This window comes from Collinsella sp. TF05-9AC (assembly GCF_003438495.1).
Lineage (GTDB): Bacteria > Actinomycetota > Coriobacteriia > Coriobacteriales > Coriobacteriaceae > Collinsella.
Genome location: NZ_QSSH01000008.1, coordinates 1 through 25250, shown reverse-complemented (window position 1 = coordinate 25250; position 25250 = coordinate 1). Strand labels below are relative to the sequence as shown.

The following is a 25250-nucleotide window of genomic DNA, read 5'->3' as shown; positions in this document are numbered from 1 at the left end:
TAGCCAAAAACGAGAACTATTCCACCGCAAGTTCGTGTGGGAACGCGAAATGCCCTACAGTCCGTATTTCACGACGACACGGTTAATGCGACGGCACCAAGGCTTGTACAAGGCGGCCAAAAACACGCAGGTCGCAAGGCCGTGCGTGATATCGAACGGCACCGCCGTGGCAAGACGTGCCACGGCACCCGCCCAAGTAAGCGGCCGTACAAATCCAATGATGTCATACGCGTTGATCACGACGCCATAGAGCAGGCCCGACGCAAAGCCGTACGCCAGCAGCGCTGGCATGCGCACGGTGCCGTCGGCGCGGTCGAACGCACCCGCATACGCCAGCGCACCGCCAACGTATCCCACGAGCCCCCAGGCATACATCTGCCACGGCGTCCACATGCCCTGTCCAAAAAAGAAATTGCTGGTCAGCGCCGCCAGCGCGCCAACCATAAAACCGTTGCGGCGACCAAGCGTCGCCCCCGCGATAATGGCGATGGCGCTCACCGGCTTAAAGTCGGGAATGGGCCCAAACAGGATGCGCCCCGCCGCCGCCAGCGCCGCCAGCACCAGCGTGGGCATAATCTGGCGCAATCCCGGACGAGATGCCTCGTAACCCGCAAAGAACAGCGCGAGCACCAGCGCCACCACAACCAGCATGGCCAATGCTGCCTGCTCAACACCCGACAGCAACGCGGCAGCCATCACCGCCGGCACCGCCAACAACAGCGGGACCTCCAGTTTTGCAAGCAAGCGCGCGACGCGATAATCCGTCATCCCATCACGCCCTATAAAACACGTTATCGGCAAAGAAGTCGGCCGGCGGCTCCATGCAGGCAATCTCGCCGTCAAACATCATGACGACGTCGTCGGCTACCTGCTCGGCAAAGTCCAAATCGTGCGTAGCCATGATGACGGTGCCGCCAGCCTTCGCATGGTCACGCAGGGCGCGGGCAATGATGCGGCGGCTGAACAGGTCTAGACCCTTGGTGGGCTCATCGAGCAATAGCAGTTCGGGGCCGATTAGCAGCAGTTTTGCCAATGCAAGCAGTTGACGCTGCCCGCCCGAAAGATCGTACGGATGGCGTCCATCCAGACCCGACAACCCCAAGCTCGCCGCACGCTCCCGCGCCAAGTTCTCGTCATATCCGCAGGTCGAAGCCCATTCCATCAGCTCGTCGCGAACCGTATCGGCAACCAGCAATGCTTTGGGATTCTGAGGCAGCAGCGCCGCCGAGGCCGCTCCGCGCACCATGCGGCCGCGCTGCAGCTTGGCGGTCTTCGCCAGCACCGAGAGTATCGTCGACTTACCGCATCCGTTGCCGCCCACGATCGCATGCACCGCACCGGCCGAAAACGTCACGTCGAGCCCGCGCAGCACCCAACCGCCCGCGCGATCGTAGCGAAACCAGCCTTCCGACAGGGTGGTAGCCGACCCGCCGTGCATTTTTTGGAGTATTCTGCTTCCATCCGTGCGCGGGAAGGCTTCCGAGCCATTCTCGAGCGACGTTTGCGCCACAAATTCGGACGATTTGTCCAATTCTGAACTTTTTTTCGCGCTCGATACGTCCCCGGGCGGCTCCAGAGAGCCCAAATTGTCCTCACGCCTGCTGAATACTCCGTTTTTTGCACATCGGATGGCACCCCACCCCAACATGTCATCGGAAAACAGCGATTCTCGGCGTCCCAAAGAAGACATATCCGCCACCTCGCGCACGCGACCGCCCTCAATCCGGTACGTACACGTCGCATACTCGAGCATCGGCCGCGGCTGATGCGTCGCCACAACAACTGTGCAGCCCAGCTCGCGATTCACACGAAACAGCGCGTGCAGGAAATTCTTCTCCGCAACCGGATCAAGCTGAGACGTGGGCTCGTCGAGCAGCAGCACGCGCGGGCGCAACGCCAGAACGGCCGCCAACGACAGCAACTGTTTGCGACCACCCGAAAGCGTGTCAGTATCGCGGTGAAGCCAATCTTCCAGCCCAAAGAAATAGCTGGTCTCAGCTACGCGACGGCGCATCTCATCACGTGCTAGCCCCAAGTTTTCCAGGCCAAACGCCATCTCGTGCCACACGGTTTCGCACACGATCTGGTTCTCGGGATCCTGGAACACATAGCCCACGCGCTCCGCCGATGCCCGCACATCCATGTCGGCGACGGGCTCGCCCAGCACGCGCAGCTCGCCGGAGCGCGTACCCGCCGGCGCGATCTCGGGCTTGAGCAGCGACAGCAGCGTCGACTTGCCCGAACCGGTACCGCCAACAAGCAGTGCAAACGCACCTTGGGAAACACGCCAATCAAGCCCCTCGAGCACCGGTGCCTCGGCCCCGGGATAGGCAAAACTAAGGCCTCGCACCTCAATCGCCGGCGCGGCCGAGCCATATGCCACACCCGCCGCCGAGCTCCTATCCAACCGAGCCATCAGCCAAACCTCTTCTCATCAATCGCGTGCGACGCGCAAGGCAGCATCATCCAGGCAGCGTACACGACATAGCCCAGCCACGGCGCCGGCACCGATAGTTGCGGGTAAAACGAATACTGCATCGTCGCAGTCCACGCCACTGCCGTCGTGGCCATGCCAAACAGCGCAAGTCCAACCAGCGCGGCAACATCGCCGCGCCCCAGCCGATACCGCGCATACGTCGTTCGACGCGTCGCGGCGCCCCACCCACGGGAGCGCATGGCGTCCGCGCGCTCCAGCGAATCTTCCATGCCCCAGCCCATCAACACGCTCGACGCCCGCAGGCGCGATCGCACGGGATCGGTGGGCACGCGGCCCGGCACATCAATCGCATCCTGCACCGCCAGCACCGTACGACCGCGGCGTAAAAACTGCGGGATAAGCCTCATGCACATCGAGATCATGAGCGCAATCACCGGTGCGGCATTGCCCAGCAGCGCGAGCACCTTGTCGTATTCGAGCATCGACGCCGCGGCCTCAAACCACAGCACGCTCGCCACAAACAGCCCGCCCATGCACAGGCCGTATACCATGCTTTCCAGATACACCGCGCGCATGCCAATACGGAACAGCTCCGTCGAGCCCGAGGCGCTAAACAGCGGATTGACCAGCGCGATAATCAAAATCACCGGCAGCTGCCAGCGGAGTGCGCCCAGCGTGCGGGCAGCCCCGCGCGTCGCAAATCCATACGCCAGCCCGCCCGCAAGTGACAGCGCAATCAGCACCGGCTGCATCGAGAACATGGTGAGCCCCAGCGTCAGCACCATGTAGAGGGCCGGCACAGCCGGATGCGACATCGAGAATGCCGCGACGGGCTCGCCGCCAAACTCCTCTTGTATGTTGTCCACGGGCACCCCCGTCCCCTCGCTCAAACGACAGCTCCGCAGCACCGCCAACGCCGCACGCAAGCAGCGCAAACGCCACGCCGGCGGCACCGACATCGGCCGCCATGAGCCAATCGCTACGCGCTCAACATATGCCTGCGGTATCATATTGCGCCGTGTATCGTTTCCAAACACACGTCTCTATAACGTAACAGGAGATCACATGGACGCAACCGCAATTATCCTCGCTGCCGGCGAGGGCACCCGCATGAAGTCGAACCACTGCAAGGTTTCGCACAAGATCCTGGGCAAGCCCATGGTCCAGTGGATCGTCGACGCCACCATCAAGGCCGGCTGCAGCCGCGTCGTGGTCGTCATCGGCAGCCACGCCGACGAGATGCGCGCCCTCATCGACGGCGCCTATGCCAACAGCGCCACCAAGGTCGAGTGCGTTGAGCAGACCGAGCGCCTGGGCACCGGTCACGCCGTGAAGGTCGCGCTCGAGGCCTGCGGCATCACGCAAGGCCCCGTCGTCGTGCTCAACGGCGACCTGCCGCTCATCACCGCCGACACCGTCGCCAAGTTCGCGCAGACCGTCGCCACCGGCGAGCTCGCCTGCACCGTCATGACCATGACCCCGCCCGACCCCTTCGGCTACGGCCGCATCAAGCTGGGTGCCGACGGCCAGATCGAACGCATCATCGAGCAGAAGGACTGCACACCCGAGCAGGCCGCCACGCTGCTCGAGTGCAACGCCGGCTGCTACGCCTTCGACGGCGCGCAGCTCGCCGCGCACATTGACGAGATCGGCAACGACAACGCGCAGTCCGAGTACTACCTGCCCGACATGCTCGAGATCCTCAAAGGCCACGGCCAGGCTGTCTCCATCTTCCACTGCGACGACTACCGCGACGGCCTGGGCGTCAACAGCCGCATCCAGCTCGCACAGCTCACCGCCATCGCGCGCGACCGCATCAACGAGCACTGGATGGCCGAGGGCGTTACCTTCATCGACCCCACGCAGGCCTGGATCGGCCCCGATGCCACCATCGGCCGCGATACCGTCGTGTGGCCGCAGACGCACCTGATCGGCCACGTCACCGTGGGCGAGGAGTGCCAGCTCGGTCCCAACAGCCGCCTCACCGACACCACCGTCGGTAGCGGCTGCACCATCGATGAGACCATCGCCATTGAGGCCGTCATCGAGAACGGTGTCGACTGCGGCCCGCGCGCCTACCTGCGCCCGGGCACCCACATGCTCGACGGCTCCAAGGCCGGCACGCACGTGGAGATCAAGAAGTCCACGATCGGCGAGGGCTCCAAGGTGCCGCACCTGTCCTACATCGGCGACACCACCATGGGCTCCGGCGTCAACGTGGGCGCGGGCTCCATCACCTGCAACTACGATGGCGTGCACAAGCACAAGACCGTCATCGGCAAGGACGCCTTCATTGGCTCCGACACCATGATGGTCGCGCCCGCCCAGATTGGCGACGGCGCACTCGTGGCCGCCGGCTCCGTCATCACCGAGCCGGTCCCGGCCGACGCACTTGGTCTGGGCCGCGCCCGTCAGGTAAATATTGAGGGCTGGGCCGCCGATTACCGCCGCCGCCTGCACGAGGACGACGAGGTATAACGTTTTACCAAGCACAAAAGGAGCTGCTCCATGGGGGCGGCTCCTTTTTCTATCGTGACCTGCGCAACCGGATGAGTGGTCGGTTCGTGTCCGTTGGCGGTAAAGACGTTATCAGGACCCGATAAACCCCGTCGCGCGGTTACAATGCAACAAGGCATCTATATGGCATTCGATGTATAAAGGAGAAGGGTAATGCCGATTAATGATCCCGAGAAGTCGGAGAATATGCGCAAGTCCATCCGCGTGTATTCCGGTTCCTCCAACCGTCCCCTCGCTCAGAAGATTGCTGAGTACCTTGGGGTCGAGCTTTCGGGCCTTACGCTAAAGCAGTTCGCCAACGGTGAGATTTACGCCCGCTACGACGAGACCGTCCGCGGCGCCGACGTCTTCCTGATTCAGTCCGTGGCCGGCGGCAACGTCAACGACATGCTCATGGAGCTGCTCATCGCCACCGACGCTGCCAAGCGCGCATCCGCCCGCTCCATCACCGCCGTTATCACCCACTACGGCTATGCCCGCCAGGACCGCAAGGCCGGCCCGCGCGAGCCCATCACCGCCCGCCTCGTCGCCAACCTGCTCGAGCGCGCCGGCGTCAACCGCATCATCACCCTCGACCTGCACCAGGGCCAGATCCAGGGCTTCTTCGATATCCCGGTTAACCACCTGTCCGCACTGCCGCTGTTTGGCCAGTACTACAACGACATGCACTTCGACACCGACAACCTGGTTGTCGTCTCCCCCGACGTGGGTCGCGCCAAGGCCGCCAAGAAGCTGTCCGACATGCTCGGCTGCGACCTGGCCATCGCCCACAAGGGCCGTCCGCGCCACAACGCCGCCGAGGTCATGGGCATCATCGGTGACATCAAGGGCAAGACCTGCATCATCAACGACGACATGATCGACACCGCTGGCACCCTGTGCGCCAACGTCAAGGAGCTCAAGGCTATGGGCGCCGGCGACATCTACGTCTGCGCCACCCACGGCATCTTCTCCGGTCCGGCTATCGAGCGTCTGAACGACGCCCCGATCGTCGAGTGCGTCGTCACCGACGCCATTCCCGTCGAGGTCGGCGGCAAGATCAAGACCATCTCGGTCGCCGAGGAGTTCGCTCAGGCCATCTCCGCCGTTTACCACGAGGAGCCCGTCTCCACGCTCGTCGGCGGCGACTTCGCGCTGTAGTCCAACGCGTATCGCATCATCTTTGATGTTTTTAAAGGGTCGGAAGCTCGCTTCCGACCCTTTTTCTATTCCTCGCCAATCCGCCCTGGAAAGTTAGTTCAGATACGTATTTTTTAAAGCTCCAAAGGTCCGTTCGGAGCCTTCTGAGCTCCCCGGCGGATGCCATGCCGCCCGAAGCTCATCGTTTTCGAGTACAACCGCCGCATATATTATCTTCAAATCGCCCTCGAAGGCCCTTAGAAACACCTCGAACGCCCGCCGCCTTATACGTATCTGAACTAACTGTCCAGTAGCCATCGTCAACCTTCTCGGCAGAGCTCAATTTCCTGCAATCCCCTCAACCGATTCCACCGATTTCCTAACACCCGGCCGTTCATGGCGCCCAGCACCCCGCTGAGCGAAAAGAACGGTATGGCGGTCGCATTCTGCCGCCAACTTAGTACGTTATAGCTATGACGACCGTGATTTCACATTTCTCCGCCCTCCGCGCAATTCGTCGCGCACGACGGGCGTACTCTGCCCTACCCTGGAGCTCCATTGATAGTGAACAGCAAGCACAGGCCTTGGCTAGCTGCATTCCCAATAATGACGCGATAGACTTTGGCGCACTTTCGATACTCGACGCCTGGAATGAAGATGATTCCGAGCTGCTCGATCTTCTCGTTTCAAACGAAGGCAACCGACGCCCCGACAAGCGACTTCTTCAGCATATTCTCTCCGCTCCGCTTCCTGAAGGTGCAATTATGCACGTCGAGGCCGACATCTACGCAACGTCTCCTGCCATGACAGCCATGCTTTGTTCTAAAAATGAATCAGTCGCCAAAACCTTGATGCTTCTCATGGAACTGGTCGGAACTTACTCCCTTCCTCCCGGGGCAACATACCCCATTGCCCATGACGACATCTGGCCCAAGGGCGATGGCTACGAAGCGACGGGCGATCTTGATTGCCTGGGCAACCAGTCAGCGGCCGAACAACAGAACGAAACCCGCTATGAACAGGCGCACTACAAATGCGAGCCCGCCACGACCATCGAAGAGCTCGAGGCGGTCGCACGGTTCGCCAAAAGTAGCTCATACGCCTCGTTTCGCACGGCAGTCAAACTCGCCCGGGCTGGATCCGCATCCCCAGCCGAATCCCTAATGTTTGCCGTTCTCGGAGCGCCCATGCGCTTTGGCGGATTCGGATGTTGCAGCCTGCCCATGGGAGGCCTGCTACTCAACCATCGAATCGACTTCGATACTCTTGCGGTCAACATGTCCTCGGGCATCCCCTATGCCATCTGCGACCTATATTGCCCGGCAGCCGGAGTCGACAACGAATACAACGGAATTGGGCATGAGCTTCAAAACGCTCGCATCCACGATGGCAATCGAAATAATGGCCTCAAGGCCATGGGCATCCACGTCCTGGTTATCAATCGCGACCAAATGAAAGACCTTGTTGCACTCGAAGCCTTCGCCCAAACGATGCATCGACTCGCAGGAGTCCGATTCCGGTACCGTATCAAGGGCTATCGCAAGCGTCAGGCCGCTTGGCTCAACGCTCTGCGGGCCGGAACCGGCCTCGCGCCGGTCTAAACGGCGAATCACCCGTGCGCCGTCGAGCAGGGCTGGGCAGTTAGTTCAAATACGTATAAATGGACGCATTGAATTAGACTGTTTTGCAGCTATCTCTATACCATTCGCCCTATTTGAAGGCAGGGTAGACTTCAAAACAGCGCCATATGGACTAACTAAAGCTCCAAAACAACGTATCGGCATTGAATTGAGTAATTCGAGTCCTCAGAACTTATACGTATCTGAACTAACTGTCCACCTTGGATTTCGACGTCCGTCCAAACGCCCCCAAACGCCCTCAATTACCCTCCATTTGACAGCGGCAACAGGGTCGCTCACCATAGCAGGCGACAAATCAACGAAAGGATGAACATGGCAGCTGCACAGCCGCTTAAGATTCGCATGGTTGCCGGACTTGGCAACCCTGGTGATGAGTATGCCGAGACCCGCCACAACGCTGGCTTCAAAGCGATCGACGAGTTGGCCCGTCAGGCCGGTGTCACGTACTGGAAAAACCAGGCAGGCGCCGAGGTCGCGCTCATCAACATCAACGATCCCGAGGAAGAGGGTGGCAAGCGCCAGATTGTGCTGGTCAAGCCGCAGTCGTACATGAACACCTCAGGCGGCCCCATCTCCAAGCTTTGCCGCGAGTACAAAATCAAGGCCGAGGAGCTGCTCGTAATCCACGACGAGCTCGACATTCCCGCCGGCGACGTGCGTGTTAAGGTGGGCGGCGGCCATGCCGGTCACAACGGCCTGCGTTCCATCATCGACAAGATGGGCAGCCGCGACTTCAACCGCATCCGCACCGGCATCGGCAACCCTCCCGGCAAGATGGCCGTCGCCGACTACGTTCTTAAGCAGCTGCGCGCCCGCGAGGCCGAGGATTTCCAGGACACCTGCGCCCGCGCGGCCGACGCCGCCGGCCTGGCGATCGTGCGCGGCGTGGTCTATGCCCGCGACCATGTCAACGGCGCCGCCTCCGCCAACGGCAAGCACTAAAACCTATCATTTAGGAACAGGTTTATTTTGGCAGGTTTTACCTGCGGAAACGCCCCAGTTGCGGCATCGCAATCAACCGCGCGCCGACATACATGCATAGCACCCCAAATGGGGCCGGCCTCATCACAACCCGAGGCCGGCCCCCTTTGCCGTTTTGCCTGATAAAACCGACCAAAATAAACCTGTCCCTTTTTGGTAGGCCGAAGTGGATAAACCCTTTTCCCACCTGCCAAAGAAACACGTAAGCGACATTGCCATGAGGGTATAATTTGCACCGTATGTCTGCACAACGCCTGTGCGCGTACGGTTTTATTCGGGCTACCGTCCATTTCCGTGGAGGCACGGTTCGGCGGCCCTAACAAGAGAGGGGTTCTATGTATAAGATCCTGGAGAAGACGCAGTTCTCGGAGAAGGTGTTCAAGTTCCGCATCGAGGCGCCTGCAATCGCCAAGCATGCGCACGCTGGACAGTTCCTCATGGTTCGCGCCAACGAGACGGGCGAGCGTGTCCCGTTTACCCTGGCCGGCTGGAACGGTGACGAGGGCTGGGTCGAGTTCATCTTCATGGTGATCGGCAAGACCACCGAGATGCTTTCCACCTACGAGGCCGGCGAGTCGCTGCGCGACGTCGTGGGCCCGCTGGGCGTTCCCACCGAGATGGCCGAGGGCCCCTGCGCCGTCATTGGCGGCGGCGTCGGCCTGGCAATTGCCTTCCCGGTCGCCAAGCACCTGGTCGAGACCGGCCACGAGGTGCACGCCATCATGGGCGCCCGCACCAAGGACCTCCTGCTTATGGAGGACCAGTTCCGCGAGCTCCTCGACGAGGACCACATCCACATCACCACTGACGACGGCTCCTACGGCGAGCAGGGCGTTGTCACCGCTCCGCTGGAGCGCCTGCTGCAGGACAAGGCCGTGAGCCAGGTCTTCTGCGTCGGCCCCGTTCCGATGATGAAGTTCTCGACCCTCACCGCCCAGAAATACGACACCCCCATCACCGCGTCCCTCAACCCCATCATGGTTGACGGCACCGGTATGTGCGGCTGCTGCCGCGTCGAGGTGGGCGGCGTGACCAAGTTCGCTTGCGTCGACGGCCCCGACTTCGATGCCACCCTGGTCGACTGGGATGACCTTCGTGCCCGCCAGGCCGCTTACCGTTCCGAAGAGGGCGAGTCCCTCAAGGCCTATGAGGAAAAGAGCTGCGCATGCCACTAGTTAACGGTCGTTTCGTTGCCGATATGAAGTCGCCCCGCACCCCCGATAACGAGGAGCCGGCTGCCGAGCGCGCCTGCGACTTCCGCCCCGTCGACAAGGGCTTCACCGAGGAGATGGCGCTGGCCGAGGCTGAGCGCTGCCTCAACTGCAAGAAGCCGTTCTGTGTTGAGGGCTGCCCTGTCAACATCAACATTCCCCGCTTTATCGAGCAGATCCGCGCGAAGGACTTCGGCGGCGCTCTCGATACCATCCGCGAGGACTCCATGCTTCCCGCCATCTGCGGCCGCGTCTGCCCGCAGGAGAACCAGTGCGAGGGCAAGTGCATCCGTGGTAAGAAGTCCGAGCCCGTGGCCATCGGCCAGCTCGAGCGCTTCCTGGGTGACCGCCCCGAGCTCGCCTCCACGCCCAAGATGGCCCCCAAGAACGGCAAGAAGGTCGCCGTCGTTGGCTCCGGCCCGTCCGGCATCACCTGCGCCGGCGAGCTCGCCCGCAACGGCTTTGACGTCACCGTCTTTGAGGCCTTCTTCACCGGCGGCGGCGTGCTGGTCTACGGCATCCCCGAGTTCCGTCTGCCCAAGGCAGTCGTCAAGCGCGAGATTGACGGCCTGGAGGACATGGGCGTCAAGTTTGAGTACAACTCCGTCGTGGGCAACATGGCCACGGCCGAGGAGCTGTTCGAGCAGGGCTTCGACGCCATCTACGTGGCGACCGGCGCTGGCCTGCCCAAGTTCCTCAACGTCCCCGGCGAGAACCTGCCCAACGTCTTCTTCGCGAACGAGTACCTCACCCGCGTGAACCTGATGAAGGCCAACAAGTTCCCCGAGTACGACACCCCCACCAAGCACGGCAAGAACGTCGTCGTCTTTGGTGGCGGCAACGTGGCTATGGACGCCGTCCGTACCGCCAAGCGTCTGGGCGCCGAGCACGCCATCATCGCCTACCGTCGTACCGAGGACGAGATGCCCTGCCGTCGCGCCGAGCTGCACCACGCTAAGGCCGAGGGCGTCGAGGTTCTGCCGCTCGTCTCCCCGCTCGAGTTTGTCGCTGGCGAGGACGGCTCCGTGTGCGCCGTCAAGGTCCAGAAGATGGAGCTCGGAGAGCCCGACGAGTCCGGCCGTCGTCGCCCGGTGCCCATCGAGGGCGCCATCGAGGAGATTCCCTGCGACGTCGCAATCTCGGCTATCGGCACCAACGCCAACCCCTTCGCAAAGAAGATCGGCGGCAAGATGGAGCTCAACAAGTGGGGCTACATCGTCGCCGACGAGGAGACCGGCCAGACCACCGATCCCCGCATCTGGGCCGGCGGCGACATCGTCACCGGTGCCGCTACGGTCATTCTGGCGATGGGCGCCGGCAAGAAGGCCGCTGCCTCCATCACCAAGAGCCTGCTGGGCGAGTAATCACCTACAGCGCTAACCACCAAACGGCAAAGTCCCCGTCGAGCACACGCCCGGCGGGGACTTTTTCTATGCCGACCACCCAACCACCACGATGGGGACAGGCACCTTTGTGATGGTTTTGGTCGGTTAGTCTTCGAGCTGCGCTACTTTGTAGCGGTAGGCTGCGGCAATAACGTCTTTGCAACCCTCGCGGCCCAGCTTGGCGCGGTTGACGACGATGTCTTTACCGCTCGTCATCTTCCACTTTCCGGCACTGTAGCGCTTATAGAACGCCTCGCGCGCCTTCTGCTGCTGCTTGACCAGCTTGGCGCCCTTCTTTTTGTTGAGACCGCGCTTCTTGCGCACGATCTCGACGCGGTCCTCAAAGGGCGCAGTCACCAGCACGGCGATGTGGTTGGGGTTGTTGCGCAGCAGATAATCGGACAGACGGCCTTCGATAATGCAGCTCTCGGTCTCACCCAGATCCAAAATCACCTGGCTCATCTTTTGGAACAACTTGTCCGAGTACGAACGCGCATCGTAGCGGTCGGGCAGAAACGCCATGTTCTCCACGGCCAGGCGCTCGTCGTAGGCGGCCATCTTGTCGAGCGACTCGCCCGCGCGCAGCGAAGCACGCACCAGCAGCTCGTTATCGTACAGCGGAATCCCCAGCTCATCGGCGAGGATACGACCAATCTCGTGGCCCTCGGCGCCAAAGTCGCGCGCGATGGTAATGACCACAGGATTCTTCTTATTCTCCAGATCGCTCATCGCGATTCCTTTCTCTATGTGACAAAGGGACAGTCCCTTTGTCACATTCTACGCTGCCACAATACGACGTTGATACGCTCGGACCAGCAGCGAGATACCAAAGTTGAGCACAAAGTACATCGCAAACACCAGGCCGTAGAGCATAAGCACCTGCGACAGATCGATCGCGTGGGCCATCACGACGTTGGCCGTGTACATGAGCTCGGCCACGTTAATGCCCGAAAGATACGAGCTGTCCTTGATGACGGTCGTGCACTGGCTAAACAGCGCCGGAATGATCGTCTTAAACGTCTGGGGCAGAATGATGTAGCGCATGGTGGCAAAGAAGCCAAAACCCTGGCTCTGCGCTGCCTCAAACTGGCCGCGCGGAATCGAGTTGAGGCCTCCGCGCACAATCTCGGCCATAACAGCGCTGGTAAACAGCGTAAAGGCGATGGTCGAAATCACAATGTCCAAACCCTGCACCGTAAAGTAGATAAACAGGATCCACAGCAGGTTTGGCGTGCAACGGAACAGCTCGATATAGGCGCTCACCAAAATACGGAATGGACGGGGCGCATAACTTTTAACGAGCGCCAGCACCGTGCCAAAGATGAGCGAGAAAAAGATCGACAGCGCCGAGATCTCGATCGTCTTAACAAAGCCGCCCCAAATGTAGAGCAGGTTGGTCGCGTTGAAGATTTCCATGCGCTAGGCCTCCTCTACGTTGTCGAGCCCCAGCTCGGCCAGGCTCACACCGCGCGGACGCTCCTTGGAGCGGCGCTCGAGCCACTGCACCAGTATGGCGAGCGGAAAGCAGATGATGAAGTACATAAGGCAGCAGACGATGTATCCCTGCAGGTAACCGTACAGACTCACAAAGTTGTCGGAACGGTACATAAGGTCGCCGCCGGCCACAAGCGCCAGCACCGACGTATTCTTGACCAGGTTGAGCGCCTGGTTGCACAGCGGCGGCAGAATGATCTTGAATGTCTGGGGCAGTACGATGTACCAGTACGCCTGCGCACGGGTGAAGCCCTGGCTCTGGGCCGCCTCCATCTGACCGCGCGGAACCGCCTCGATACCAGTGCGGATGACCTCCGAAATGTAGGCCGCGTGATACAGACCCACGCCCAAGAAGCCCAGCACGAACGGCGCGATGCGCACCGGCTGGTCGGCACCGGTTATGGCCTGCAAAAACTGCGGACCGGCCATGTACATAAAGAGCACCTGCACGGGCAACGGGGTGTTCTGGTAAAACTCCACGTACACGCGGCTTATGGCGCGCAGCACGCGCGAGCGAGTGGTAGAGAACACGCCCAGCAGCGTGCCCAGCACCAGCGACAACAGCAGGCCGGCAACGACCACTTGCAGCGTCACGCCAAAGCCCTCCCAGAAGGGCCCCATATTTTGAAATGTCGTCGACCAACGGTCGGCGTCAAATAATCCTTCGAGCATTTGATTCCTTCCTTGGACGATGCGCCTATACAAGACCCCAGGTCTTGACCTCTTGGTCGAGCCAGCCGTCGGCCAGGCGATCGCAAATCACCTGATCGACCACGGCCGAAAGGTCGCAGCCCTTCTTGGTCGCCACGCCGTAGCCCTGCTCGCCAAACTTGACCTCGGGCTGCAGCAGCTCAACGGTCTCGTTCATGTAACCGGCCAGCGTGGAGCGGTCCATGGCAAAGACGTCGATATTGCCGGCGTCGAGCGAGCTCTTGATGATGGGATAGCCGCTAAAGGCCCTAAACTCTGGCTTGCAGCTAAAGCCGTTGTCCTTGATCATCTGCTCGATCAGGCCCTGCGTGGTAGCACCCTGGCTCACGCCGATGACCTTGCCGTCCAGATCCTCAATCGAGGTAAAGCCCGAACGCTTCTTGACCATGAGCCCCACGTAGTCGGTGCGGTACGGCGTCGAGAAATCCCAGCTCTTCTTGCGCTCGTCGGTGATGGTGTAGGTCGCCGCGACCACGTCAAGCTGGCCGTTATCGATCAGCGGGCCGCGCGTCTTGGGTGTTACGTCGTTAAACTCGACAAGCTCCTGGGCACGGGCCTCCTTGTAGCTCACGCCAAAGACGGCAGCGGCGATCTGGTAGCACAAATCGACTTCCATGCCCTCAAAGCGACCCTTGGCGGTGTCGTAATAGCCGTAGCCGGGAACATCCTTCTTAACGCCGGCATTCAGATGTCCACGCGACTTGATGGCCGCAAGCTTAGAGCCCTTGTCGGAGCCCTCGCCGCTGGTGGAGTTGCCGCAACCGGTAAGCGCGGTCCCCGTCAGCGCAAGCATGCCGGCGCCCGCCAGCCGCAAAAAGTGACGGCGCGACACGGCCGCCCTCGTCATATCCGTCATGTCCATCACCGCGCCTAGTGCAGAATCTTGGACAGGAACTCGCGGCAGCGCGGGTTCTCGGGGTTATCGAAGAAGTGCTCGGGCGTGCCCTCCTCCAGAATGCGGCCGTCCTCCATAAAGATGACGCGGTCGGCCACCTGACGCGCAAAACCCATCTCGTGCGTCACGCAGATCATGGTGATGTCCTCCTGCGCGAGCTCAATCATAACGTCCAGAACCTCCTGGACCATCTCGGGGTCGAGCGCCGAGGTCGGCTCGTCAAACAGGATGATGGGCTGCTTGGTGCACAGGGCACGGGCGATGGCGATGCGCTGCTGCTGACCACCCGAGAGATTCTGCGGATACTCGCCGGCCTTATGTGCCATGCCGACGCGCTTGAGCGCAGCGATGGCGATCTCGGTCGCCTCCTCCTTGCTCTTCTTTTGCAGTTTGATGGGCGCGAGCGTCAGGTTGCCCAGCACCGTCATGTTGGGATACAGGTTGAACTGCTGAAACACCATGGAACTATACTTGCGAGCCATCTCCAGGTGATTCTTTTTGGTGAGCGGCGTACCGTCGATGACAACCTCGCCCGACGTGGGCTCCTCCAGATAATCGACGCAACGGATGAGCGTCGATTTACCCGAGCCGGAAGGCCCGATCATTACGAGCTTCTCGCCACGTTTGACGGTGAGGTTGATATCTTTGAGCACATGCAGGTCGCCAAAGTACTTGTTGAGATGCTTGATCTCGATCATGTCTGCCATGAATGTCCCTTCCCTGCGTTTACATGAGTTGAACTATTGTACGGAAAGAACCACGTTTCCGCAGCCCACACTACATTCCCGTAAAGAACCCGCAACCTTCCACCCACTCATTGGGGACAGACTTAAATGAGTACCTGCTCATTGGGCACTCATTTAAGCCTGTCCCCAATGAGTGCCCAGCCCAGCAAAAAGGGGCGCGACCATGACGGCCACGCCCCCTCCGCCTCAACTGTGTGCCACTCGGCCCCTACGCGAGGCGGGCTCCGACGATCTTTGCTGCGGCCGGCTTATCGAAGTTGCCGCCGGTGGCCTTGCCCAGGGCACCCATGACCTGGCCCATCTGCTTCTTGGACGTGGCGCCCAGCTCGGCGATAACCTGCTCGATCAGGGCCTCGAGCTCCTCGCCCGAAACCTGCGCGGGCAGCAGGCTCTCCAGGATCTTGACCTGCTCGGTCAGGTTGTCGGTACGCTCCTGGTCGGTGCCGGCCTTGATGGACATCTCCAGCGTCTCGCTCGTCTGCTTGATCAGGCGCTTGATCATGCTGTTGACGTCTTCCTCGGTCACATCGCGGCGCTCGTTAACCTCGATATTCTTCACCTCGGCCTTGACCTGGCGAATGATGGACAGGCGAACCTTGTCCTTGGCCTTCATGGCCGCGATCATTTCTTTCTGCAGCTCTTCGTTGGTCATCTGCAAATCCTCTCTAATAGCGTGGGCGGCACTCGTGCGAGCACCGCCCCATGATTACTCAGTCGTCGACGAATCGTCGGTCGAGCTCTTGGTGACGCCCTTCAGACTCACGTTATAGGGTGCGTCCTTGGGCATGGGATTAACGGTGATGTCGGCATCCTTCTTGTACTGCTCTAGCCACTCGCTGTACGCGGTGCTGGCCGCCTGCGTCTTCACCACGTTGGAGACATACTTCTTGATGGCCTTGGGCACCTGGTTGATATCATCAACCTGATTATCGACATGGAAGTAGTCGGTGCACTTGATGACATGGTAACCGTACGTCGACTCGACCACGTCGCTCACGTCGCCCTTGTTGAGCCCCTCGAGCGCCGTCTGGTAGCTGTCGACGAAGGTGGTAAGCTTATCCCAGCCCACATCGCCCTTCTTCTCCTTGGAACCGGTGTCCTCGGAGTACTGCTCAACGGCGTCCTCAAAGCTCAGCTCACCGGAGTTGATCTTGTCCAGGCACTCCTGCGCCTTGGCCTTGGCGGCAGCCTTGTCCTCGTCGGAAGCGTCGGAATCAACCTTGATCAGGATGTTCGACGAGCGGCGGGCGTCGTTGTAGCTGGACAGGTTTTCGTTGATGTAATCGACAATCTCGCTGTCCTTGGGCTTGCTGGTGGGCGCCACGGCGTCCTTGAGCTTTTGCTGTGCCAGACTCTCCTTGAGCGAGTCCTTGTAGGTGTCCTCGGTATAGCCGTAGGTCTTGAGGGTCTTCTTAAAGGCCTTGGCACCGCCCGCGCTCTTGCACGCGTCCTTCCAAGCCTTCTCGACCTCCTCGTCCGACACCGTCACGCCGTTCTCCTTCTGTGCCTGTTGAAGCAGAATCTGCTGCGTGTAGGAGTCGATGAGTTGCTTGCGGTACTTCTTGGGCGTGAGGTCGTTGTCAACCAGATACTGCGCCCAATCCTCATCCTTGGTGTAGCCGTAGGACGTGCGCATGCTCATGATCTGCTTGGTCACGGTGTCCTCGGTAAGGTTGGTGCCGTTGATAGTGGCAGCAACACCGCCGGTCAGCTTGTAGCCCGAGGTGTCCTCAGCCTGCGACATAAGGCCGGAGCACGCCATCGCCGAGACGGAAAGCAGCATCGCCAGCACGCCGATGACCACCAGAACGATCTTGACGGTCTTAGACACGTACGTCTTGCGCTGCTTCTTGCGAGAGCTGGAGGCAGCGCGGGCCTGCTGCTCGGGCGTCGGCGCGGCCTCGGAGTTCTTTTTCTTATTTGCCATAGTTGGCCTTTCGCATAACGAATCGAACAAACGCCATTGTGTCACAACGCAGCCCCCGCGGCACGCTTGGTGCATTGGGGACAGATTAATCTGCACCATTTTGGTGCAAAGGGGACAGCTCTGGCAGCCGGCAGTTAGGGACAGTCCCCAAGTGCCGACTCAGCCCCACCTTAGAAGTGGCGGCGGATGGCGTCGACCATGCCCTGGGACGTGGTCTGGCCGAGCACGTCGGCTGCGGCATCGGCGTCCATAAAGATGTTCATGAGCGCCTGCAGGGCTTCGACCTGGCCTCCCGGCTCGGCGATGCCCAGATTAATGACGATCTGCGCCGACACCGGAGCGCCCATGCCAGCCATAGCGTTAAATGTCACGGGCGCGGCGGGCTTCACCACCGCGATATAGGGCTTGGCCACAAACCCCGGATCGGTATGCGGAATGGCAATGTTTGCCGCCGGCATGGCAAGACCCGTGGGATAGGCATCCTCGCGCGTGCGAACGGCGTCGAGCCAACCGGATGCAATGTAGCCACGTGGTGCAAGCTCGCCCTCGAGCCGCGCGAACACCTCATCCGGCGTCGCACACTCCCAATCAAAAAACACCAGCTCAGGCGTAAACAGCGCTTCGTTATCCGCCATGCGCTCACCTCTCTCACCTAGTCACCTGCGACGTTCTTGAATGACCAGTCGTTAAAGCCCGTTCCCGATGACTACCCAAAACAAAAGGTGGCCACGCGCGCCTTGGCGCCAATGACCACCCTGACTACTCGGCTAAATTGTACTGTGCGCCGCTAGCCGCGAGGCGCGTCAATTGCGACCTTGCCGCTCTCCAGCACGTGGACGCGGCCGTCGGCGAGCATCTGAACAACCTCGGGATACAGCACGTGCTCAATCGCGTGGATGTGCTCCTCGAGCGTGTCGACATCCCAACCTTCCTCGACAGCCAGCGCGCGCTGGGCGATGATGGGGCCGTTGTCGTAGATCTCGTTGGCAAAGTGCACGGTCACACCGGTTACCTTGACGCCGCGCGCAAAGGCATCGTCGATCGCATGCGCGCCGGTAAAGCTCGGCAGCAGTGCCGGATGCAAGTTGACCACGCGGTTGGGAAACGCCGCCAGCAGCGGCGTGTGCACCATGCGCATGTAACCGGCCATGACCACATATTCGCAGCCGCGCTCGAGCAGCTCGTGCGCGATGATCTCGTCGGCGGCGATGGGGTCGGCATAGACATCCTTGGACAGCGTGAGCGTCTGGATGCCCGCGCGCTCAGCGCGCTGCAAACCCTTAGCCGAAGGACGGCTCGACACCACAAGCTCAATCGAAGCGTTGAGCTTGCCGGCGGCGATCAGATCGATCAGCGCCTGCAGGTTGGTACCCGAACCGCTGATGAGCACACCGATCTTGAGCGGCTCGGCCGTATCGGTGCCGGTCGGACGGGTGTAGGGCACAAAGCCCAGGCCCTCGGCAGCAGCCATCTGCTCGTTAGCGCTCATCGGAGTACACGACCTTACCGGAGCCCTCGACGCACTCGCCCACGCGGAACGGCTTCTCGCCCAGCGCGACCAGGGCCTCGGTCACCGCGGCCTCGTCCTCGGGAGCGACGATCAGGCACAGGCCGACGCCCATGTTGAAGGTCTTGCATGCCTCGTTGGGCGCGAGCTCGGCCTGGCGCGACACGTAGGTGATGACGGGAGGAACGTCCCAGCCCATCTCGGCACCGTTGCGGGTGACCACGGCGTCGACGTCGTCGGCGAGCGCGCGGTTGAGGTTCTCGGTAATACCGCCGCCAGTGATGTGGGCAATGGCGTGCACCGGAGCGCCGCCGCGCAGCAGCTCCAGAATCGGCTTGACGTAGATGCGCGTGGGAGCCAGCAGGGCGTCTGCCAGCGAAGCACCGCCGAGCTCCTCGAGCGGACGGCTCAGCTCCTCCGCCTTAGCGGCGGCCTCGGGCGTGCCCGGCTTAATGCCGTCGACGCCGATGACCTTGCGCACGAGCGAGTAGCCGTTGGAGTGCACGCCGGTGGAAGGCAGGCCCAGGATCACATCGCCCGGGCGGACGTTTGCGGGGTCGAGCATCTTGGGACGGTCGACGACGCCCACGGTAAAGCCGGCAAGGTCGTAGTCGGCCGGAGCCATGACGCCGGGGTGCTCGGCCATCTCACCGCCCACGAGCGCGCAGCCCGCGAGCTTACAGCCATCGGCCACGCCCTTGATGATCTTTGCCATGTGCTCGGCCTCGATGTGGCCGATGGCAACGTAGTCCAGGAAGAACAGCGGCTCGGCGCCCGAAGCCAGAATGTCGTTGACGCACATAGCGACCAGGTCCTGGCCCACCGTCTCGTGGCGATCCATGATCTGGGCGAGCACGAGCTTGGTGCCCACGCCGTCGGTACCGCTAATCAGAATCGGGTCTTCCATATCCTTAAGCGCGGCAGCCGAGAACAGGCCACCGAAGCCGCCGATGCCGCCGATAACCTCGGGGCGATTGGTGTCCTTGACCATCTGCTTAATCGCGTCGACGGCGCGGCCGCCCTCGGCGGTATCGACGCCGGCATCCTCATACGTCACATGCTTGCTGTCGCTCATCTGAGCTTTCCTCTCCCACTACCGTGGCGCCGCGCGGGCGCCAAACGGTGCTCATAGTTGCGTTCATTTCGGCGCGCGCCATAACAACGCGCGCCGTCATATCAACAAAACAGCAGGTAAAACCTACCAAAATAAACCTGTCCCTACATGGCAGGCTTTAGGCCTCGCCGTGCTCCTCTTCCCAGCTGCGGTCGTCGTATTTCTCGACCACGGCGTCGTCATCAAAGTGCAGCGGCTTGTCCAGGTTGCGGGGCTTAAAGCCCTCCATGAACTTGTCGCGGCCAAAACTCTCGGGAATCGCCACGGGGTAGCGGCCGGTAAAGCACGCATCGCAGTAACCGCCCTTGGGCATGACCTTAAGCAGGCCCTCGACCGAAAGGAAGGCCAGCGAATCGGCGCCGATATACTCGCAAATCTCGTCGACCGTCTTGTTGGCGCTGATAAGCTGCGACTGCACGTCGGTATCGATACCGTAGAAGCACGGCCAGATAACCTCGGGTGAGTTGATGCGGATATGAATCTCCTTGGCGCCGGCGTTGCGTAGCATCTTGACGAGCTGCACCATGGTGGTGCCGCGCACGATGGAGTCGTCGATGACGACCAGGCGCTTGCCCTCGATGTTGTCGCGCAGCGGGTTGAGTTTCATACGCACGCCCATGGCGCGCAGCTCCTGCGTGGGTTCGATAAACGTACGGCCCACGTAGCGGTTCTTGATAAGGCCCTCGCCAAAGGGAATACCGCTCTCGTGCGAATAACCCTCCGCGGGCGGCAGGCCGGAATCGGGCACGCCGATGACCAGGTCGGCCTCGACGGGCTCCTCGTGTGCCAGCTGACGACCCATGTCATAACGGCAGGCGTAGACGCTCTTGCCGTTCATGATGGAGTCGGGGCGAGCGAAGTAGACCTGCTCAAAGATGCAGTTAGCAGGCTCTTCGGCGGCAGGCACGCCCTGCTCGGACACAAGGCCCTCGGCGCTGATGCGCAAGATCTCGCCGGGACGGACGTCACGAACAAACTCGGCGCCCACAATGTCGAGCGCGCACGTCTCGGAAGCAACGACCCAGCCGCCGGCGCGGGTGACATGGGTGGTGGCGTCGACCGTCGCGGCGCCGTCCTGCGACGGCAGCTGCGAAACGGATGCGGCATCGGCTTGGTCCAGACCCTCGTCCACCAGCTTGCCCAGCACGAGCGGGCGAATGCCGTGCGGATCGCGGAATGCGTAGAGCGCCTGCTCGTTGATGAGCGTCATGGCATAGCCGCCGCGCACGAGCTCCATGGTCTTGCGAATGCCCTCGCGTAGATGGCCTGTACGCTGAGTAAAGTAACCGATAAGCTTAGTCGCGACCTCGGAATCCGAATTGGAAAGGAACGGCACGCCCAGCTCGATCAGCTGGCGGCGCAGCTCGTCGGTGTTGACGAGGGTACCGTTGTGCGCGAGCGCGATAATGACGCTATTGATGGTAGAGAGGTGCGGCTGAGAGGCCTCCCAGCTCTTGGCACCGGCAGTGCCATAGCGCACGTGGCCCACGGCCAGCTGGCCGGAGAGTGTCGACAGGTCGGCGTTGGAGAACACGCGGTCGAGCAGGCCCAGGTCCTTGCGAACCATAACCGTGCCGCCATCACCCACGGCGATTCCCGCCGATTCCTGGCCGCGATGCTGTAGCGCGCGCAGACCAAAGTACGTCAGTCGAGCCACATCGCGATCGGGTGCCCACACACCAAAAATGCCGCATTCCTCATGCAGCTGGTCGGAGTCCGGATCATACGTCGACATGGTCTTCACCTGTCCCGCGGCACGCTCGGCCGCGCGGATGGTTTCTTGAGACATGGCATCCCCTCAGAGCCTCGTTATTTGGCGTTACCTGCCCTATTATACGCACGGCAAGACAAGCACTCCCGCGCATGAACAGCGCTTTTTAAAAGCCCACCGAGCTTATAATCCGTTTTGCAGCCAAACATTTTATTGGGCAACCGCCTCGGGGCCGACGATCCCGCATGCTTCCGTCGCGACGCGTCTCGTCCACCGCTAGGGCTTACATTGCTGCAATTGGGTCGTTTGTCCTGTCTTTTAGCAGGTCGGCGGCGTATCCTTGTACCTACAGCAAAACGAGAAAGGTTATGTATGGATCGAAACGAACTCGACCCCAGCGTCCCCAGCGTCACGGAGGTCAAGAAGATCCCCCTCATCATTAAGGTGTATGCCGTCCTGTGCATCCTGTCCGGTGTTGGTACGCTCCCGTCGGTCGGCGCCTTTATGTGGCAGGTCATCACCGCGCTCATCAACGGCAACGCCGCCGCCAACCTCGGCGACAACACGCTCGTCGCAGTCGGCCTTACCGTCGCCGGCATCATGCTCTCGGCTGCCAGTGCCGTCATCTTGATCATCTTTGGCCTGGACCTCATCAAGAACCAGCGCCGCAACGCCGCCCGTCTTTCCTACATCCTTATCGCGTTTACCGTCGTCGAGCTTTTAGTTGACGTGATGCTCCAGGGCATCGGACCCTTCCTGCTGCGCCCCGCCGTCCAGCTTGTCATCCTCATTGCGCTGTCGGCCACCGTCGACCCCACGCTACGCCAGGAGCGCGAACTGCAGCGCCGTCTGCAAGAGATGCTCGACCGCGATGCCGCCGCCGAGGGGATGCTCGGCCGCGACGAAACCGGCGAGGGCTACATCAAGCTCAACTACTTCAACCTGTTCTGGGTATTCTTCGTCTGCAGCGTGTTAGGTCTCATTCTCGAGGAAGTCTGGCATATGGTCGTCGTCGATCCCGGCGTCTATCAGGACCGTGCCGGTATGCTATTTGGCCCCTTTAGCCCCATCTACGGATTTGGCGCGGTGCTCATGACCATGGCGCTCAACCGCTTCTATAAAAAGAATCCTCTGATCATTTTCCTGGTAAGTGCCCTGATCGGCGGCGCTTTCGAGGTGTTTGTAGGCTGGTTTATGCAGACCTCATTTGGCGTGGTGTCGTGGAGCTATTCACACATTAGGCTATTCGGCATGCCCGATCCCATCGCGGTATTGACCGGGGGACGCACATGCACGCCGTTTGCCTGCATGTGGGGCCTGGGTGGCCTCATCTGGATCAAGGTCTTGCTGCCGCACCTGCTTAAGCTCATCAATATGATTCCATGGAAACGCCGCTACTCTGCTACCGTCATCCTGACCGCCGTCATGTTGATCGACGGCGTCATGACGTTGCAATCGCTCGACTATTGGTATCAGCGCGTCAACGGAACCGTTCGAAATATTCCCGTCGCACAGTTCTATGACAAGCATTTCGATAACGAATATATGGAGAACCGTTTTCAGAGTATGACCATGAGCCCCAAGGACGCCACACGCGTGTAGCAAACGCCAGAGCAAAATAGCTCCAACACATCAAAGCCCGCTGGCAGATCTACATGAACTGCCGGCGGGCTTTCGCTATAGACAGACTCGGATTGCCGACGAGGCCTTACGCCTCGCGCTCGACCTCGCTCACGCACTCGTTCTTGATGGTGCCGACGAGCGACTGCAGCGCATCGACCACATGCGGGCGAATGTCTCCGCCAATGAGCACGAGCATGATGTCGTCGCCCACGGTAAGCTCGCCGCTCGCCAGCCACACGCGCACATAGCCGATACCCGGCATCGTGCGCGTCGCCTCGATAGCGGCCTGCACCTTTTCGGCATCGAAGCCAAACACCATGCCGCCCACCTTGTGGCCTGGCGCCACGCCATCGGTCTCGACTCCGCGCACTTCGGCCTTGGGCGTCGCGCGCACCACACCGTTGTGTGTCAGGTACATCCCACAATCAGCCGCCGAAACATCGGCCTTGGCTTCGCGCAGCCAAGCATCAACCGAAGGCATCGATTTGCCGTTCTCGAGCATCATTTCTCCCTTACCGTCGTCGAGTAGCCAATTTGGAACGGGGCTTTTTTAGCTACTCTCGAACAACTTATTCCTCGACCGGCGTGAGCACCATGACAGCACGCGTGTTGCTCAGCGATAACGAACGACAGGTCACAAGCGTTACGACCTTGGTTGCCGAAGCAGCACGATCGGTGGCATCGCTCGCCACGGCAGAGGCACCGTCGAGCATCTCGGACAGGTAGTTCTTGAGCCCGTCGTCGCCCTCAAAATTGGGTATGCGCGCCTTGGCATACGTGTCCTCGACAACTTTGGTCGCCAGCGGACGCAGCTTATAGGTGGCGTCGCGCGTGATGTAATACACGTACTCTATGCTGTCGAACGTCGCCTGATCGGTCGTGTCCGAGATCACATTGAACATCGATCCGTCGTTCATGTGGTGACCATAGATCGTAGTCTGCTGATCCACCATGCCGGGCGCATTGTCCTCGTAATCCAAGAAGATAGCACCCGATGCGTTGGACGTGCCATCGAACAACGTGTTGAGGTACTTGGAGTTATCAGTAGCCTGCACTACTGGATAGTTAATGTTGGTGCCCGGTGCGTAAATCCAACCGACGACCTCGGGATTTGTCTGGGCAAGGGCATTAAAGTCGATAACCGGCACGCCGCTGGCGTCCTTAGCGGGCGCATATTGCTCTTCGATCTTTTGGTACGACTCGCTCGCCTGCTTGTAACCGATCTGCGCATTGATAAAGATGGCAGCGGCGGCAACAATCAGACCGATACCGATGATGATGAGCAGAATGGGAATGATGGAGCGGCGCTTTTTGCGCGGCGGCTCGGTATAATCCGACGGCGCGGCATGCGATGAAGACCGGGGCGGCTTCTTAGCGGTGCTATAAGACGAAGGGCGATACGCAGCCGGCGTATCCTGACGGCGATGGGACGTCGGCGTTACAGAACGCGGCGCGCGCGGCTGCTGAGGAGAGGATGTCCGACCCTGCTGTGCCGCACGGGCAGCACCTGGCTTCGACGGATCGGGAATCTGAGAAGCCTTGAATCGTTTTCCCTGATAGTCGGACATGGCTCTCCTTATACTGCGGTGAAACGGCGGAACGCCTAGGCGTCGGCCATCTCCTGCTTCATCTTCTCGATAACCTTGCGATACTCGGGGTCGCAGGCGCCCAGGATCTGCGTAGCATAGATAGCGGCGTTCTTGGCGCCGTTGATGGCAACGCAGGCCACGGGCACACCCGAAGGCATCTGCACCATCGACAGCAGCGAATCCATACCGCCCAGGTCACTTGTCTTCATAGGCACGCCGATAACCGGCAGCGGCGTAAAGGCAGCCACGACACCACCCAGGTGAGCAGCCTTGCCGGCGGCGGCGATAATCACTTTGATACCGCGATCGGCGGCAGTCGAGGCCCACTCGTGGACCTTCGCCGGCGTGCGGTGTGCGCTCGCAATGACGAGCTCATAGGGCACACCCAGCGCCTCGAGCTCGGCGGTGCAACCTTCCATAACGCCCAGATCGGACTTGGAACCCATGATGATCCCGACGACCGGCTTTTGATCTGCCATAAACAAAGACCTCCTGTTGAGAGCGGCGACGCGGCGGATCCGCGACCCTTAACTACTGAGAGTAGTATAGCTTCTCCCGTCCCTGCGGTCTGCGGGTGCCCCGCGGCGGTCTGGTGTTTTCATCTTCACTCCGGTTGCTTCGCAAAGTCGTTCAGATGAAAACA

Annotated in this window: 25 protein-coding genes; 7 read left to right on the top strand and 18 right to left on the bottom strand. The window is 60.8% G+C overall.

Going from position 1 to position 25250, the window contains the following annotated elements:
• Positions 1–54 precede the first annotated feature (54 nt).
• Genes DXC52_RS03775 through DXC52_RS03765 form a run of 3 tightly spaced genes read right to left on the bottom strand, consistent with a single transcriptional unit; the run spans position 55 to position 3303 of the window.
• Positions 55–768 (bottom strand): DUF6580 family putative transport protein, encoded by a 714-nt coding sequence (locus DXC52_RS03775; protein ID WP_117746194.1) that lies wholly within the window; start codon positions 766–768, stop codon positions 55–57.
• 4 nt (positions 769–772) lie between these two features.
• Positions 773–2416 carry an ABC transporter ATP-binding protein gene (locus DXC52_RS03770; protein WP_117746193.1) on the bottom strand — a complete coding sequence of 548 codons (1644 nt, stop codon included), beginning with the start codon at positions 2414–2416 and terminating at the stop codon, positions 773–775.
• Positions 2416–3303 carry an energy-coupling factor transporter transmembrane component T gene (locus DXC52_RS03765; protein ID WP_233504788.1) on the bottom strand — a complete coding sequence of 296 codons (888 nt, stop codon included), beginning with the start codon at positions 3301–3303 and terminating at the stop codon, positions 2416–2418. The genes DXC52_RS03770 and DXC52_RS03765 overlap by 1 nt, the downstream gene beginning before the upstream one ends.
• A 199-nt stretch (positions 3304–3502) precedes the next feature.
• Here DXC52_RS03765 and glmU point away from each other — a divergent pair, with 199 nt between their 5' ends.
• Together glmU and DXC52_RS03755 are read left to right on the top strand one after the other, a co-directional pair.
• Entirely contained in the window at positions 3503–4915 is a 1413-nt protein-coding gene (gene glmU, locus DXC52_RS03760) for a bifunctional UDP-N-acetylglucosamine diphosphorylase/glucosamine-1-phosphate N-acetyltransferase GlmU (protein ID WP_117746192.1), read from the top strand.
• Positions 4916–5107: 192 nt separating this feature from the next.
• The gene (locus DXC52_RS03755; protein ID WP_089573682.1) at positions 5108–6094 is read left to right on the top strand and encodes a ribose-phosphate pyrophosphokinase; all 987 of its coding nucleotides are present in this window, start codon (positions 5108–5110) and stop codon (positions 6092–6094) included.
• A 93-nt stretch (positions 6095–6187) separates the two neighbouring features.
• Here DXC52_RS03755 and DXC52_RS03750 read toward each other — a convergent pair whose 3' ends face one another.
• Positions 6188–6391 carry a hypothetical protein gene (locus DXC52_RS03750; protein WP_117655732.1) on the bottom strand — a complete coding sequence of 68 codons (204 nt, stop codon included), beginning with the start codon at positions 6389–6391 and terminating at the stop codon, positions 6188–6190.
• A 266-nt stretch (positions 6392–6657) separates the two neighbouring features.
• Here DXC52_RS03750 and DXC52_RS03745 point away from each other — a divergent pair, with 266 nt between their 5' ends.
• The 4 genes from DXC52_RS03745 to gltA all read left to right on the top strand — a co-directional run bounded on the left by DXC52_RS03745 (position 6658) and on the right by gltA (position 11269).
• Positions 6658–7674 (top strand): endonuclease domain-containing protein, encoded by a 1017-nt coding sequence (locus DXC52_RS03745; RefSeq protein ID WP_233504786.1) that lies wholly within the window; start codon positions 6658–6660, stop codon positions 7672–7674.
• A 351-nt stretch (positions 7675–8025) separates the two neighbouring features.
• Positions 8026–8655 (top strand): aminoacyl-tRNA hydrolase, encoded by a 630-nt coding sequence (gene pth / locus DXC52_RS03740; RefSeq protein WP_199409443.1) that lies wholly within the window; start codon positions 8026–8028, stop codon positions 8653–8655.
• Positions 8656–9029: 374 nt separating this feature from the next.
• On the top strand, positions 9030–9869 hold the full coding sequence (locus DXC52_RS03735) for a sulfide/dihydroorotate dehydrogenase-like FAD/NAD-binding protein (protein ID WP_006235793.1): 840 nt from the start codon (positions 9030–9032) through the stop codon (positions 9867–9869).
• Positions 9860–11269 carry an NADPH-dependent glutamate synthase gene (gene gltA / locus DXC52_RS03730; RefSeq protein WP_022094914.1) on the top strand — a complete coding sequence of 470 codons (1410 nt, stop codon included), beginning with the start codon at positions 9860–9862 and terminating at the stop codon, positions 11267–11269. The genes DXC52_RS03735 and gltA overlap by 10 nt, the downstream gene beginning before the upstream one ends.
• 126 nt (positions 11270–11395) lie before the next feature.
• On the opposite strand, the gene DXC52_RS03725 is transcribed toward gltA, so the two are convergent.
• The 11 genes from DXC52_RS03725 to DXC52_RS03675 form a co-directional block, all read right to left on the bottom strand.
• A complete protein-coding gene (locus DXC52_RS03725; protein ID WP_117746190.1) occupies positions 11396–12019 on the bottom strand; it encodes an AAA family ATPase in 624 nt (207 codons plus the stop codon).
• Between the two features lie 48 nt (positions 12020–12067).
• On the bottom strand, positions 12068–12706 hold the full coding sequence (locus DXC52_RS03720) for an amino acid ABC transporter permease (RefSeq protein WP_055285379.1): 639 nt from the start codon (positions 12704–12706) through the stop codon (positions 12068–12070).
• A gap of 3 nt (positions 12707–12709) precedes the next feature.
• On the bottom strand, positions 12710–13456 hold the full coding sequence (locus DXC52_RS03715) for an amino acid ABC transporter permease (RefSeq protein ID WP_022094217.1): 747 nt from the start codon (positions 13454–13456) through the stop codon (positions 12710–12712).
• Positions 13457–13481: 25 nt separating this feature from the next.
• Positions 13482–14357 carry a transporter substrate-binding domain-containing protein gene (locus tag DXC52_RS03710; RefSeq protein ID WP_117746189.1) on the bottom strand — a complete coding sequence of 292 codons (876 nt, stop codon included), beginning with the start codon at positions 14355–14357 and terminating at the stop codon, positions 13482–13484.
• An 8-nt stretch (positions 14358–14365) separates the two neighbouring features.
• Positions 14366–15097, bottom strand: a complete 732-nt coding sequence (locus DXC52_RS03705; RefSeq protein WP_022094215.1) for an amino acid ABC transporter ATP-binding protein — start codon at positions 15095–15097, stop codon at positions 14366–14368.
• Between the two features lie 247 nt (positions 15098–15344).
• On the bottom strand, positions 15345–15788 hold the full coding sequence (locus tag DXC52_RS03700; RefSeq protein ID WP_055310319.1) for a GatB/YqeY domain-containing protein: 444 nt from the start codon (positions 15786–15788) through the stop codon (positions 15345–15347).
• A gap of 54 nt (positions 15789–15842) precedes the next feature.
• The gene (locus DXC52_RS03695) at positions 15843–17063 is read right to left on the bottom strand and encodes a peptidylprolyl isomerase (RefSeq protein ID WP_117746188.1); all 1221 of its coding nucleotides are present in this window, start codon (positions 17061–17063) and stop codon (positions 15843–15845) included.
• 170 nt (positions 17064–17233) lie between these two features.
• Entirely contained in the window at positions 17234–17698 is a 465-nt protein-coding gene (locus DXC52_RS03690) for a PTS sugar transporter subunit IIA (protein ID WP_117746187.1), read from the bottom strand.
• A gap of 152 nt (positions 17699–17850) precedes the next feature.
• Positions 17851–18552 (bottom strand): phosphoribosylglycinamide formyltransferase, encoded by a 702-nt coding sequence (gene purN / locus DXC52_RS03685; protein ID WP_055285383.1) that lies wholly within the window; start codon positions 18550–18552, stop codon positions 17851–17853.
• Positions 18542–19645 (bottom strand): phosphoribosylformylglycinamidine cyclo-ligase, encoded by a 1104-nt coding sequence (purM, locus tag DXC52_RS03680; protein WP_117655823.1) that lies wholly within the window; start codon positions 19643–19645, stop codon positions 18542–18544. Before purM ends, purN begins: the two co-directional genes overlap by 11 nt.
• 157 nt (positions 19646–19802) lie before the next feature.
• Positions 19803–21473: an amidophosphoribosyltransferase gene (locus tag DXC52_RS03675; protein ID WP_117746186.1), complete on the bottom strand. Its 1671-nt coding sequence runs from the start codon at positions 21471–21473 to the stop codon at positions 19803–19805.
• Between the two features lie 294 nt (positions 21474–21767).
• On the opposite strand from DXC52_RS03675, the gene DXC52_RS03670 reads away from it, so the two are divergent.
• Positions 21768–22997, top strand: a complete 1230-nt coding sequence (locus tag DXC52_RS03670; RefSeq protein WP_117746185.1) for a putative ABC transporter permease — start codon at positions 21768–21770, stop codon at positions 22995–22997.
• Positions 22998–23103: 106 nt separating this feature from the next.
• Here the strand turns inward: DXC52_RS03670 and DXC52_RS03665 are convergent, their stop codons facing one another.
• The 3 genes from DXC52_RS03665 to purE all read right to left on the bottom strand — a co-directional run bounded on the left by DXC52_RS03665 (position 23104) and on the right by purE (position 25086).
• A complete protein-coding gene (locus DXC52_RS03665; RefSeq protein WP_229025831.1) occupies positions 23104–23520 on the bottom strand; it encodes a molybdenum cofactor biosynthesis protein MoaE in 417 nt (138 codons plus the stop codon).
• A gap of 67 nt (positions 23521–23587) precedes the next feature.
• Positions 23588–24586 carry a class B sortase gene (locus DXC52_RS03660; protein ID WP_117746183.1) on the bottom strand — a complete coding sequence of 333 codons (999 nt, stop codon included), beginning with the start codon at positions 24584–24586 and terminating at the stop codon, positions 23588–23590.
• Positions 24587–24621: 35 nt separating this feature from the next.
• The gene (gene purE, locus DXC52_RS03655; protein ID WP_006235810.1) at positions 24622–25086 is read right to left on the bottom strand and encodes a 5-(carboxyamino)imidazole ribonucleotide mutase; all 465 of its coding nucleotides are present in this window, start codon (positions 25084–25086) and stop codon (positions 24622–24624) included.
• Positions 25087–25250 lie beyond the last annotated feature (164 nt).